The 12,595-nt window shown below is 66.8% G+C and carries 10 protein-coding genes; 7 read left to right on the top strand and 3 right to left on the bottom strand.

Annotated features, from left to right (window positions below):
- Nucleotides 1–617: 617 nt before the first annotated feature.
- From C6W88_RS07975 to fliE, 3 genes are all read right to left on the bottom strand, one after another.
- Complete coding sequence (locus C6W88_RS07975; RefSeq protein ID WP_108132076.1) at nucleotides 618–2,486, bottom strand: methyl-accepting chemotaxis protein; 1,869 nt, start codon at nucleotides 2,484–2,486, stop codon at nucleotides 618–620.
- Nucleotides 2,487–2,649: 163 nt separating this feature from the next.
- Complete coding sequence (locus C6W88_RS07970; protein WP_108132075.1) at nucleotides 2,650–4,329, bottom strand: methyl-accepting chemotaxis protein; 1,680 nt, start codon at nucleotides 4,327–4,329, stop codon at nucleotides 2,650–2,652.
- Nucleotides 4,330–4,454: 125 nt separating this feature from the next.
- The gene (gene fliE, locus C6W88_RS07965; RefSeq protein ID WP_045992432.1) at nucleotides 4,455–4,790 is read right to left on the bottom strand and encodes a flagellar hook-basal body complex protein FliE; all 336 of its coding nucleotides are present in this window, start codon (nucleotides 4,788–4,790) and stop codon (nucleotides 4,455–4,457) included.
- Nucleotides 4,791–5,044: 254 nt separating this feature from the next.
- Between fliE and fliF the strand changes: the two genes are divergently transcribed.
- The 7 genes from fliF to fliL all read left to right on the top strand — a co-directional run bounded on the left by fliF (nucleotide 5,045) and on the right by fliL (nucleotide 12,590).
- On the top strand, nucleotides 5,045–6,769 hold the full coding sequence (gene fliF, locus C6W88_RS07960; RefSeq protein ID WP_108132074.1) for a flagellar basal-body MS-ring/collar protein FliF: 1,725 nt from the start codon (nucleotides 5,045–5,047) through the stop codon (nucleotides 6,767–6,769).
- Entirely contained in the window at nucleotides 6,762–7,766 is a 1,005-nt protein-coding gene (fliG, locus tag C6W88_RS07955; RefSeq protein ID WP_108132073.1) for a flagellar motor switch protein FliG, read from the top strand. The genes fliF and fliG overlap by 8 nt, the downstream gene beginning before the upstream one ends.
- Before the next feature lie 48 nt (nucleotides 7,767–7,814).
- Nucleotides 7,815–8,564, top strand: a complete 750-nt coding sequence (fliH, locus tag C6W88_RS07950; RefSeq protein WP_108132072.1) for a flagellar assembly protein FliH — start codon at nucleotides 7,815–7,817, stop codon at nucleotides 8,562–8,564.
- Nucleotides 8,561–9,958: a flagellar protein export ATPase FliI gene (gene fliI / locus C6W88_RS07945; protein WP_045992436.1), complete on the top strand. Its 1,398-nt coding sequence runs from the start codon at nucleotides 8,561–8,563 to the stop codon at nucleotides 9,956–9,958. Before fliH ends, fliI begins: the two co-directional genes overlap by 4 nt.
- Entirely contained in the window at nucleotides 9,955–10,407 is a 453-nt protein-coding gene (gene fliJ, locus C6W88_RS07940) for a flagellar export protein FliJ (protein ID WP_108132071.1), read from the top strand. Before fliI ends, fliJ begins: the two co-directional genes overlap by 4 nt.
- A gap of 17 nt (nucleotides 10,408–10,424) precedes the next feature.
- Complete coding sequence (locus tag C6W88_RS07935; protein ID WP_108132070.1) at nucleotides 10,425–11,864, top strand: flagellar hook-length control protein FliK; 1,440 nt, start codon at nucleotides 10,425–10,427, stop codon at nucleotides 11,862–11,864.
- A 237-nt stretch (nucleotides 11,865–12,101) separates the two neighbouring features.
- Nucleotides 12,102–12,590, top strand: a complete 489-nt coding sequence (fliL, locus tag C6W88_RS07930) for a flagellar basal body-associated protein FliL (protein ID WP_045992438.1) — start codon at nucleotides 12,102–12,104, stop codon at nucleotides 12,588–12,590.
- Nucleotides 12,591–12,595: the final 5 nt, after the last annotated feature.

The raw sequence follows: 12,595 nt of genomic DNA, 5'->3' as shown, positions 1-12,595 counted from the left end.
AAGGCCATGAGGGGGCGCCCGGAGGGCCGCTTTTATGAGGGAGTCGCCATTGAGCAGGGCAACTAACTGTGCCGAACTTTAGCTCCCAGGCCGCTCCAGGCGCGCGCTTCCTCCAGTCTGATCCTTCTCAAGGAGGCCCTCCTGGCCCCCAATCGACGTTCCGCCGTCACCGGGCACGTGGTGACGGGCGCCCTGCAGGGCGCGGAGGAACACAAGAATCAGGAGGCAGAGAGGGACAGAGGGAGGGACAGAGGGACAGAGAGGCAGAGAGGGCCAAAGTGGCAGGAGGGCCAAAGGGACAGAGGGACAGAGGGACAGAGGGACAGAGGGACAGAGGGACAGAGGGACAGAGAAAGGTAGAGGCAGAGAAAGGTAGAAAGTAGATAGCGGGGGGCCGGTCATGGGAGAGACCACCAAGGGAAACCGCGCTCCCCGGCATCCCACGTCGAGAAGCCCCAAGATGGAGAGGCGTGCTGGCCTGGGGTAACAAGCATGGCGGGGCAACCACTCAGGCTCTGCGCCGCCAGGGGGCAGAACCTGGGCTGGAACTGGAGGGTTGAAGTGGAGGGTTGAAGCGGGGGCCGGAAAGACCCGGCCCCCGACCCACGAACAGGGCATCAGGCGGGGGTTGGCGCGGCAACCCGCTCGGGGTGATTGGCCTGCACTGAGGCAGAGCTGGCAGCCTCACTCAGGGTAAATCCTGCCACCATCCGCCCCAGTCGGTCGGCCTGTTCCAGCAGGTGCTCGGTGGCAGCAGAGGACTCTTCGACCAGACTCGCGTTCTGCTGCGACATGCGGTCCAGCTCCGCCACCGCGATATTAACCTGTGCGATACCTTCGCTCTGCTCTTCCGCCGCCACGCTGATCTCGTCCAGGCTCAACGTGACGCGCCCGACCTGTTGAACGATCTCGCCCATGGTCTCGCCCGCCCGGCGCACCAGCTCGGTACCGCTGGCCACGCGCTCGCCGGAGGTCTCGATCAAGCTACGAATTTCTCGGGAAGCCTCGGCGGACCGGGTGGCCAGTTGGCGTACCTCACTGGCCACCACGGCGAAGCCACGGCCATGCTCCCCGGCCCGGGCCGCCTCCACCGAAGCATTGAGCGCCAACAGGTTGGTCTGGAAGGCGATACCATCCATCACCTTGACGATGGCGCCGATCTGCACAGAGGACTCGGTGATCGACTCCATGGTGTCCACCACCTGGTCCACCACCTCACCGCCTCGCTCGGCGACGTCGGTGGCCTCCCCCGACTGCCGCCTGGCATCGCGCGAGGCCGCCGCCGTATGCGCCACGGTGCTGGTGATCTCCTCGATCGATGCCGAGGTCTGCTGCAGGCTCGATGCGGTCGTTTCGCTGCGTCGCGACAGGTCCTGCCCTCCCAGTGCGATCTCGCCGGCGGCGACCCGCACCGACTCGCTGCTGTCCCGGATGGTGATCATCACCGCCTCCATGCGCGACACGAAGCGATTGAACGCACTCGCGATCTGGGCCACCTCATCCTTGCCGTCCTCCGGCAGGCGGCGGGTCAGGTCTCCGTTGCCGCTGGCGACGTCGGCCATGGCATCCCGCGCAATCGACAGTCGCTTGAGCGCGAGGGTCAGCAGCACGCTCAGCAGCAGCAGTGCCACCAGGCCGACGATCACCAGGGTCCAGAGCGCTGCCTGTGTCACCTGCTGAAGGCTGGCACCGGCCTCCCGGCTGTCCAGGGCAATCACCAGTCGCCAGTCGGTACCGCTGATGGGCGTGGCGAGAAGCTCGCGCTGCCGTCCGCCGATGTCTACGGTGACAGGGCGTGCCTGGTCACCCAGCTGCGTCAGGAAATCCGGCGTCAGACGCGCAGACAGCTCGGTCGCCGGCGCCAGGCTCAGCGTGGCATCAGGATGCGCCACCAGGGCTCCCTCACCATCGACAAGGAAGGCAAAACTGCTCGGCGTCGGCGCGATGTCGGCCACCACATCGATCACACCGTCGATGGTGATATCGCCACCCGCCACCGCCTCGAGCCTGCCCTCATTAAAGAAGGGTGTGGCGAAGGTCACCACCAGCCCCCCTGTGTTGGCATCCTTGTAGGGAGGGGTCACCACGGTCGCTTCAGCCTCAACGGCCTGCTGATACCAGGGGCGCTGACGCGGATCATATTCTGCGGGGGCGTCCCAGCCGTCGGAGAAGATCACATCTCCGCTCGCGGCCTCGGCCAGATACGTGGTGAGAAAGCCGCCACCGGCCTGCAACTGCAGCAGCGCCGCCAGGGGATCGGCATCGGACACTGCCGGCGCCAGTGCCTCGAGCTGGCGTGCGTGGCTCGACACCCACTCATCGATGGCCACCCGATTGCCTTCGGCGACCGAGGCCAGCTGCTGCGCATCCTGGCGCTCCTGATGGTGATGCAGAATGCTGAGGTTGACCGCTCCATTGATGGCCAGGGCCACCACTATGACGGCCACGGTGGTCAGCAGGAGCCGAAATCTCAAGGAATGAATCATGTCGCTCTCTGTCAAGGGTTACGCCTTGCGGCTGCAAGGTCGACACAAGCGACTATCGGCCATCGAGAATGCCTCTTTAGCCCAAGTTTGACGATTACCCCCTTTCGCCTCCCGAATGGCTCCCGAGCGACTCCTCGACGAAAAAGGAAACGGGCCGCGCCCGTCAGGCGCTGACACCCTGCGCGAATCGTCTGGCCTGCCGGCGCTCGCGCCAGGCCTGCAGCCCCCGCCACCACGAGCGCCGCGTTTTTAGCGTCATCTCGCCGATGCAGGTGTCGTCGTCTTCGTCGGACAGCTGCATGTGCGCACTGGATTGCCCCAGCGCCAGGGCGGTGCCAGTCAGACGTTCGGCTTCCTCCCGTGAGCGCTCGACCATCTGGGCGTTGCGCTGGGTAACAGCATCGATCTCGGCCATCGCCCGATGAATCTGATCGAGGCCCTGATGCTGCTCTCCGGCGGCCTGTTCCAGTTCTGCGATTCGGCCCCCCAACTGCCCGACTGCCGCCGCTATCCCCTGGATCGACAGATCGGCGGCGCGGGACTGCCTCGCGCCATCGGCCACGCTCTTGCTGGAAGCACCGGTCAGGCTGCGAATCTCGCCGGCCGCTTCGGCGCTGCGCGCCGCCAGGCCGCGCACCTCCGCCGCTACCACCGCGAAGCCTCTGCCGTGCTCGCCGGCACGGGCAGCCTCCACCGAGGCATTGAGGGCCAGCAGGTTGGTCTGAAAGGCAATATCGTCGATCAGCTTGACCATCGCCTGCACCTGGTCGGCATGGCGCTGGATCTCGTCCATGGCCGCCGCCACCGCTGCGACGCCCTCGCTGCCCTTGCTGGCACGCTTGCCCACATCGCCCGCCAGGCGGTTGGCGTCCCCCAGATGCTGCACCGTCTGGGCCACCGTCGCCGTCAATTGCTCGAGGCTGGCGACCGTCTGCTCCAGGGCCGATGCCTGGCGCTGGGTACGGGTGGCCAGTTCGCGACCATCATCGAGCATGCGTTCGGCATTGTGACGCAGGTCATCGCTGGTCTCGCGAATCCCGCGAATATTCTTCACCAACGCCCGTCGCAGTGACTCCACGCCCCGATACAGCTGGCCCACTTCGCTGCTGCCCATATCGGGCAGGCGACGCTCGAGTCGGCCCTGGGCCATCGCCTCGAAGTGTTCCAGCAGCTGCTTCAACGGGACCAGCAGGTAGCGTCGAACCGTCAGAGCCATTGCCATGGCCAGCACCAGAGCCAGGGTGAGCGCCGCCGCCAGGGCGAGGTTCATGCTGTCTGCCAGGTGCCTGAAGCCGGCAGCCAGTCCCTCTTCCTGCTCCAGCGCCAGGGTGGAAAAGGCCTCCACGCTATCGACAAAGGCCTGGCTCATGCTGGTCAGTCGAGCCTGGCCCGAATCATAGGCGCCAAGATCTCCCTCCTTGAGCAACATCAGCTGCAGCTCCAGGCCGGTGGATACCAGCGAGCGGAAGTGGCGCTCGAGCGTCGCCTTGTTGTCTGCCTGGGCCTCGCCGACATCGATCGCCATGAAGGCCTCGAAGGCCTCCCTGGCCTCGCTCAGCAGCGTCTCGGCAGAAGCGATCACCGGACCCGGTCGATCGAAGGACGGCACCCGCGTCAGCCTGGCCGCCCGATCCATCTCGACGCGTGAACGAAAGACCCTGGTCTGGGCAAGATTGAGCAGACGGAACTGACCGACGTGCTCGTCGCGCATCACATCGAAAGCCTCTCGTCCCTGCTGATTGGCGTAAAGGCCCAGCCCACCCAGTCCGACCATCAATAGCAGGAAGAGTGACAACGCCAGCAGCCCGCTGGCACGTATGGAGAGCGTTCGAAAAGACGTCATGGAGCGAATATCCCTGGTTGCCCCGCTTCTCGGGCGAGCGGGTGCCGAAGGAATATCAGCAAAACATTACATAAAGATGTCGGCAGACGATGGGGGGTCGCCGAGGGGGTCGCCGAGCGCGGCACCTACACCTGCATGTTCATCACATCCCTGTAGGCCGATACCAGGCGATTGCGAACCTGCTGGCCCATCTGAAAGGCCACGCTGGCCTTCTGCATGTCGACCATGACGTCGTTGAGCTCGACCCCCGGCACCCCAGCCTGGAAGGCCTTGGCCTGCGAATCGGCGGTGGCCTTGAGCTCATTGATGCGCTGGATCGACGACTTCAAGGCGTCGGCGAAGCCGGCGTCGGCCTGGGCCGCCTCGGTGTTGCCCCCCAGTGTCGGGGACGACACCTGGCTGGCCTCGCGGGCCATGGTGGTCATCTGGGCAAGGGCCGATTGCATCGCGGGAGTCGACATGACGGGTCCTGTGTCTCGTTGGCCGGTGACGGAGGCGCATCGCCTCCACGACAGCAAGCCTAACAAGAGCGAGCGCACCGTCATCGAAGCAAATGGCCGTCAAAACATGGGCTATTTCGATCATTGGCTGGCCACAGCCCCGGGATAATGGGCATCAACACAGAACCGGGCACCGCCCGCGGCCACCCGACCCACGGACCACCGGTCATGCCAATGAACAGCCCCCATTTGCCGTCCCCCGACGGGAGTCGTCCATGAGCTCAGCGGCCTCCGCCTCAAGCTCCGGCCCCCTGTCCGGGCTGACGTCCCGCTTACGCGGCAAACCCCTGATTCCCTTGATGATCGGGGGCGCCGCCGCGATTGCTCTGATCATCGCCCTGGTGATGTGGGCTTCGCGCCCACAGTACCGAGTCCTGTTCAGCAATCTCAGCGAAGCCGACGGCGGCGCCATCATCACTGAACTCGATAGCCGCGGGGTGCCTTATCGCTTTTCCGCCGGCGGCCACGCCTTGATGGTGCCGGACGACCAGCTGCACACCCTGCGCCTGCAGCTTGCCGAACAGGGCCTGCCCCACGGCGGCAACGTCGGCCTCGAACTGATGCAGGATCAGGCCTTCGGTATCAGTCAGTTCGCCGAGCAGATCAACTACCAGCGCGGCCTGGAAGGCGAGCTGGCCAGATCCATCGCCTCGTTGGGCCCGGTGGCCAACGCCCGTGTCCATCTGGCCCTGGCCAAGGACTCGGTGTTCGTACGCGAGCGTCAGCCGGCCAAGGCCTCGGTGGTGCTGACACTCGAGCCTGGCCGACGTGTCGGCGAGGGCCAGGTGGCTGCCATGGTCCACCTGGTCTCTTCCAGCGTGCCCGACCTGGCCGGTGAAGACGTCACCGTGATCGACCAGAACGGGCGCCTGCTGTCATCGGCCGACGCGGGTGGGCTGGGGCTGGACGGCTCGCAGCTGGACTACGTCGCCGAGATCGAGCGTTCCTACCAGCGGCGCATCGAGGACATCCTGGCGCCGCTGGTAGGCCATGCCAACGTGCGTGCCCAGGTCACCGCCCAGATCGACTTCTCCCAGCGTGAAGAGACCCAGGAGCGCTACACCCCGAACCAGCCGCCCGCACAGGCGGCGGTCCGCAGTCGCCAGACCAGCCTGGACATCAATGGCCAGGGTGACCTGGCCAGCGGCATTCCCGGCGCCCTGAGCAACACCGCGCCAGGTACCGCCGCGTCACCCATCGACAACGGTGATGCCGCGCAGCAGGACAACGACGAGGCCGCCGCCGATACCGCCGAACAGGAAGAGGCGTCACCGCAACGCCTGCGGCGCGATGACGTCACCAACTACGAGCTGGATCGACAGGTATCGCATGTACAGTACCAGAAGGGAGGCATCGAACGCCTGTCCGCCGCGGTGGTGGTGAACTACCAGGACGGCGTCGATGAGGAAGGCGAAGCCACTCTCACCCCCCTGTCAGCGGAACAACTCGCCGAGATCGAGGCACTGGTGCGTCAGGCCATGGGCTTCTCGGAAAGCCGCGGCGACGCCCTGTCGGTGGTCAACAGTGCATTCGCCCAGGCACCCGAGGTCGCAGCCCCCACCTGGTGGCAGGACCCGATGGTCCATCAACTGGCCAAGGAACTCGGTCGCTATCTGCTGATCATCCTGGCCGTCGCTCTGCTCTACCTGCTCGTGCTGCGTCCGCTGATCCGTCGTTATACCGAGGCTCCGGTGGCCCCGGCCCCCATGCCCAGCGCCTTCTCGGCACGGGTCGGCGACGACGAGAGCGACGACGAAGAGGCGTCCGAGGGTGACAGCGAGACGACCGACGGTGAGGACGCCACCTACGGCCGCGACAACCGCCGCCGGCGCAAGGCCAGCGCCTACGAACAGAACCTCAACGACCTGCGCGAGCTGGCCCAGGAAGATCCCCGCATGGTCGCCATGATCGTACGCAGCTGGATGAACGCCAATGACTAACATCGAAGCCTCGAGCGGCATCCGCCGCAGCGCCGTACTGCTGCTGGCCCTGGACGAGGACAGCGCGGCGGAAGTGTTCAAGTTTCTCAACGCCAAGGAAATCCAGCAGCTATCGAGGGAGATGACCCAGCTCGGGCAGATCTCCCACGAAGAGATGCGCCGCGTGCTGCAAGACTTCCACACCGAGACCGAGGAATTCATCGGTCTCAACATGAACTCCAGCGAGCACATCCGCTCGGTGTTGACCAAGGCGCTCGGCACCGAACGTGCCTCCAGCCTGATCGAGGACGTCCTCGAAACCGCCGGCACCAGCAGCGGCATCGATGCCCTCAACCTGATGGAGCCGTCCATGGTGGCGGAGCTGATCCGTGACGAGCATCCACAGATCATCGCCACCGTGCTTGTGCACCTCGAGCGCCACCAGGCAGCCGACGTGCTCGAGCTGTTCGACGACAAGCAGCGCAACGACGTGGTACTGCGCATCGCCACCTTCAGCGGCGTCCAGCCGGCGGCACTGCAGGAACTCACCGAAGTGCTCACCAGCATGCTCGACGGCCAAAACCTCAAGCGCAGCAAGATGGGCGGTGTACGTACCGCGGCGGAGATCCTCAACCTGATGAACACCACCCAGGAAGAGGCCGCCATCGACACCGTGCGCGCCCACAGCGAGGACCTGGCTCAGAAGATCATCGACGAGATGTTCCTGTTCGAGAACATCGGCGACCTGGACGACCGCAGCATCCAGCTGTTGCTCAAGGAGATCGAGACCAACAGCCTGGTCATTGCGCTCAAGGGAGCCCCGGAAACGCTCAAGGCCAAGTTCCTGGTCAACATGTCCCAGCGCGCCGCCGACCTGCTGCAGGAAGACATGGACGCCAGAGGGCCCATTCGTATCTCCCAGGTGGAGACCGAGCAGAAGGCCATCCTGCAGGTGGTGCGTCGCCTGGCCGACAACGGCGAAATCGTGCTCAGCGGAGGCGACGAAGCCTATGTCTAGGACACCTCGATTCAGTGAACCTGGCACGCCGGCGAGGAGGGTCTCGGCATGAGCCAATGGCGCCGCTGGAACATGGGCGAGCTGCCCGAGGAAGGCGACGACGGCACCACCGAGGCCGCAGCGACCCCGCGCCCGCCCACTCGCCAGGAACTCGATGACGAACGCCGCCGGGCCCGCGAGACGGGCCACCGCGAGGGCCATGCCCAGGGCCACCAGAAGGGCTACGACGAGGGCTACCAGAAAGGACTGGCCCAGGGCCTCGAGCAGGGCCTGGCCGAGGGCCGCGCCCGCGCCGAGCAGGAAATCGCCGACGCCCTGGACAGACGCTGTGAAGAGGCCCTGGCACCGCTTGGCCGACTCGTCGACGAGTTCCGCACGGCACTGTCCGAGCTGGACGATGCGGTGGCCGAGGATCTGACCGATCTGGCCCTGGCCACCGGCCGGCAGCTGGCGGATGACGCCCTCAAGGCCCGGCCACGCCAGGTGGTGGAGCTGGTCCAACGGCTTTTGCACACCGATCCGCCACTGGTGGGACGCCAGCGCCTGTGGCTGCACCCGCTCGATCTGCGCCTGGTGGAGCGCCACCTGGGCGAGCAGCTCGAGGCCGCCGGCTGGACCCTGCGCGCCGACGAGCGTCTGCACCGTGGCGGCTGCCGGGTCAGCGGCGAACAGGGCGATATCGACGCCACCTGGGAGCGTCGCTGGCAGGCGGTGAATCGCCAGGTGCGCAGAAGGGCCCCGCGCCACACCCCCGAACCAGAAGATCATGGCGCCGCCCACGAGGACGATGCGCCATGAACGGCCCCCAGATCCACCAGCAGCGCTGGCAGCACGCCCTCAAGGCCGTCGCCCATCGCGTCGAGCCGCTGCCCATGACCAGGGCCACAGGCCGCGTGGTGCGCGCCACCGGCATGGTCATCGAAGCCGTCGGCCTGCAGGTGGCGCTGGGTGACAGCTGTCGCATCGAGCTCCCCGGCACGGCAGATCATACCGCTGCCGGCTCAGCGCACGACTACGCCGAGGCCGAGGTCGTCGGCTTCGCCGGCGATCGCCTGTTCCTGATGCCGCTTGGCGAGATCAGTGGACTGATGCCCGGCGCTCGGGTGCTGCCCCTGGGCGACGGTAGCGTCAATGCCTCGCGGCGCTTTCCGCTGGGCGAGAGCCTGCTGGGCAGGGTCGTTGACGGCACCGGGGCTCCGCTGGACGGTCTCGGTGAACTGGATGACGCCCCCCGGGCGCCACTGGCCACACCACCGCTCAACCCCCTGTCTCGTGCTCCCATCGAGGAACAAATCGACGTCGGCATCCGCGCCATCAACGCCCTGCTCAGCGTCGGCCGCGGCCAGCGCATGGGCCTGTTCGCCGGCTCCGGCGTCGGCAAGTCGGTGCTGCTCGGCATGATGGCGCGCTACACCCGAGCCGACGTCATCGTGGTCGGACTGATCGGCGAACGTGGCCGCGAGGTCCAGGACTTCATCGACAACATCCTCGGGCCCGAGGGCCGGCGCCGTGCTGTGGTAGTGGCGGCCCCCGCCGACACCTCGCCACTGCAACGACTCAAGGGCGCCGCCTATGCCACCCGCCTGGCCGAAGGCTTTCGCGACGACGGCAAGAACGTGCTGCTGATCATGGACTCCCTGACCCGCTACGCCATGGCCCAGCGCGAGATCGCCCTGGCCATCGGCGAACCTCCGGCGACCAAGGGCTATCCGCCCTCGGTGTTCGCCAAACTGCCGGGGCTGGTGGAGCGCGCCGGCAACGCCGAGCCCGGTGGGGGATCGATTACCGCCTTCTATACCGTGCTGACCGAAGGCGACGACCAGCAGGACCCCATCGCCGACTCCGCCCGCGCCATCCTCGATGGCCACGTGGTGCTGTCGCGCAGCCTGGCGGAATCCGGCCACTACCCCGCCATCGACATCGAAGCCTCGATCAGCCGAGCCATGAACGCCATCGTCGACGACGGCCAGCGCCGCCAGGCCCAGGGATTCAAGGCCATGTTCTCGCGCTACCAGCGCAACCGTGACCTGATCAGCGTGGGCGCCTACCAGCCCGGCCACGACCCTCGCCTGGACGAAGCCGTGCGCCGCTATCCGGATCTGGAAGCCTTTCTGCAACAGCGAATCGACGAATGCGCCACCCTCGAGGCCTCGCGTCAGGCGCTCTCGTCCACCCTGGGAGGAACCCCATGAGAACCCCTCTGGACACCTTGACAGAGCTGGCCCGGGACGCCCGCGACCAGGCGATGCAGCACCTTGCCAGCGCCCGCCGAGACGAGCGTCAGGTCGCCGATCAGCTGTCGTCGCTGGAACACTACCGACAGGAATACGCCGAGCGTCTGCACCAGAACATGCGCAGTGGCATCGATCCGGCCACCCTGCACAATACTCAGCGCTTCCTGCTGTCGCTTGACGATGCCCTGGCCACCGCACGACGAGCGCTCCAGCAACAGCGCCAGAAGGTCAGCGACAGCCAGCGCGAGTGGCAACACGAACAGCAGCGCCTCAGCGCCTACGACACCCTGGCCGAACGCCGTGCCCAGGAAGGCCTGCGCCTGCAGGCCCGCCAGGAACAGCGCTCCAGCGACGACCTGATCAACAGCCGACTGCAGCGCGGCAGCGCCATGCCCGGCGGCTACTGACCTTAAAGGAACTCACCATGGACCTCACCCTGTTGGGCCTGGCAGGCCCCGTTTCTTCCCAGGCCAGTGGCAGCAAGGGCGCCGCCGCACCGGTCGGTGGCGACTTCGCCCAGCGCCTGGCCGCACTCGGCGGCCAGGCGGCCCCCCTCGACAATACCGGGCGTCCCGCCAATGGCCAGGCCAGCGACAAGGCGTTCAGTGATCAGGACCATAGCGAGCCCCAGGACTGGACACTGGCACTGCTGGCCGTTGCCTCATCGGCCCCGGGCCCCCACGGGCAGCCCGCTGCTGGCGCAGACCAGCTGGCGTCATCAGGACTCGGCGCACCAGGCTTGAACGGCGCACCGCGGGACGCTACAGGCGCAGCGCTTGCCGGGCAGCTGCCCGGCGGGGCGCATGCACTGCTGACACAAGGCGGCGCCGCAAGTCAGCAGGCACTGCCGCTGGACGTCGCAGCCCAGGCCACACCGGCGCTCTCGACGTCTCCGCTATCAGGGCCGTCGGCGCAGTCTCAGCTTTCGCCCCAGGTTCGGGCCCAGTCCCAGGTTCAGGTCCAGAATCAGGCCCCAGCACTGCAGAGCGCCGCCCTCGACGCCACCGCCGCCACGGAAAAGGCGCCCGCCCAGGCTCGCCTGGCACAGGACGCGCTCCCGGCGCTGCATCGACTCCCCAGGGCCGAGCATCCGGTGGATCGCGCTCCCTCGGCGGCGCAGCAGGCAGCCATGGCCGCCGGCAGCAATGCGCAGGGTAATTTACAAGGACAGGCACCCGTTGCCCCGGCGGGCCTCGCACCCGGCGCCCTGGCTCCAGACACGGCCGGCTGGATGGCCCAGGGCACAGGGTCAGGCGCTGCGGAACTGCGTCCCGGCGAGATCCTTGCTGGCGCTGCCCGGGGCGAGGCCGACGCTTCGCTGGATGCCGTGCTCTCGCCCACCGCCTCACAGGCACGGGGCGCGTCGCCCTTTGGCTCCTCCCTGGCCGCCGCCATGCCCCCGGGTACCAATGCCTCACTGTCATTCAACCAGGCCGCCTGGCCGCAGCAGCTCGGCCAGACCCTGGCAAGACTGACCAGTCAGGGCGGTGCGGGCGAACAGCAGGTCGAGTTACGCCTGCACCCTGCCGAACTCGGCTCGCTGGGGGTGACCCTCAAGCTGGGCGAGCACGGTGCCCAGGCCCAGTTCTTCTCGGCCCACGCCCAGGTGCGCCAGGCCCTTGAGCAGGCCATTCCCCAGCTTCGCGAAGCCCTGGCCGAACAGGGCATCCAGCTCGGTGACGCCTCGGTGAGCGACCAGGGCGCACAGTTTGGCGGCCAGCAACCCTCGGACTCTCGCGGCCAGCCATCGCTGGCAGCCTCCGGCCAGGGCAAGGGCGAGTCGATGGAGCCGGCCACCACGGCAAGCTCTGCCCCTGACCAGCGCCACGACTCAGACGATGGCCGCGTGGACATCTACGCCTGACGCATAGGGCTGGGTACGCGCCTGGCCTGCGCCTGACCCACGCCCTTCCAGGCACCCCCTGCCGCTACACAGCGTGAGCGGCGGGGCTCTCCCTCACAAATACCCAAGATAGGCACGAACTCGGTGCCTGTTCTCGCCATCGATCGCCGATGCCTGACGGCATACTAAAGATGTGACACGCCCGCACGCTAGTACATTACCGCCCCTCGAGGGGCCACAGGCTCAGGACTTCAGGACATGGCGAAATCTCGACGGCTCATCTGGTGTCTGGTGATCCTGGTCATCCTCGCATCCTTCGGTGCCGCGGCCGGGTTCTACCTGCTGTACCAGGAAAAGGCGCACGCAGAATCAGCAGACACCTTCGGCGAGCACATGGCCCAGGCCAGCACCGGCGCGGTCGAAGATACGGCGCCCATCTACCTGAAGCTGGAGCCCTTCACCGTCAACCTGGCCGAAGACAACGCCGGACCGCGCCTGTTGTACGCCGGCCTGACCCTCAAGCTCAGCGATGACGCTAGCCTCGAGACGCTGGAACAGCACCGTCCCCAGGTGCGTAACCAGCTGTTGTTGCTGCTGTCGGACCGCGAGGCCGAGACACTGGTCAGCGCATCGGGCAAGAAGGCCCTGGCCGAGGATATCGTCGCCACCCTGGAAGACGTGCTCGGCCCCGAGCGTCCGCGCATCCATATCGATGATGTGCTGTTCACCGAGTTCATCGTCCAATAGGTCGC

The sequence above is a fragment of the Halomonas litopenaei genome, assembly GCF_003045775.1.
GTDB lineage: Bacteria > Pseudomonadota > Gammaproteobacteria > Pseudomonadales > Halomonadaceae > Halomonas > Halomonas litopenaei.
This window is presented reverse-complemented; position numbering and strand designations above follow the sequence as displayed.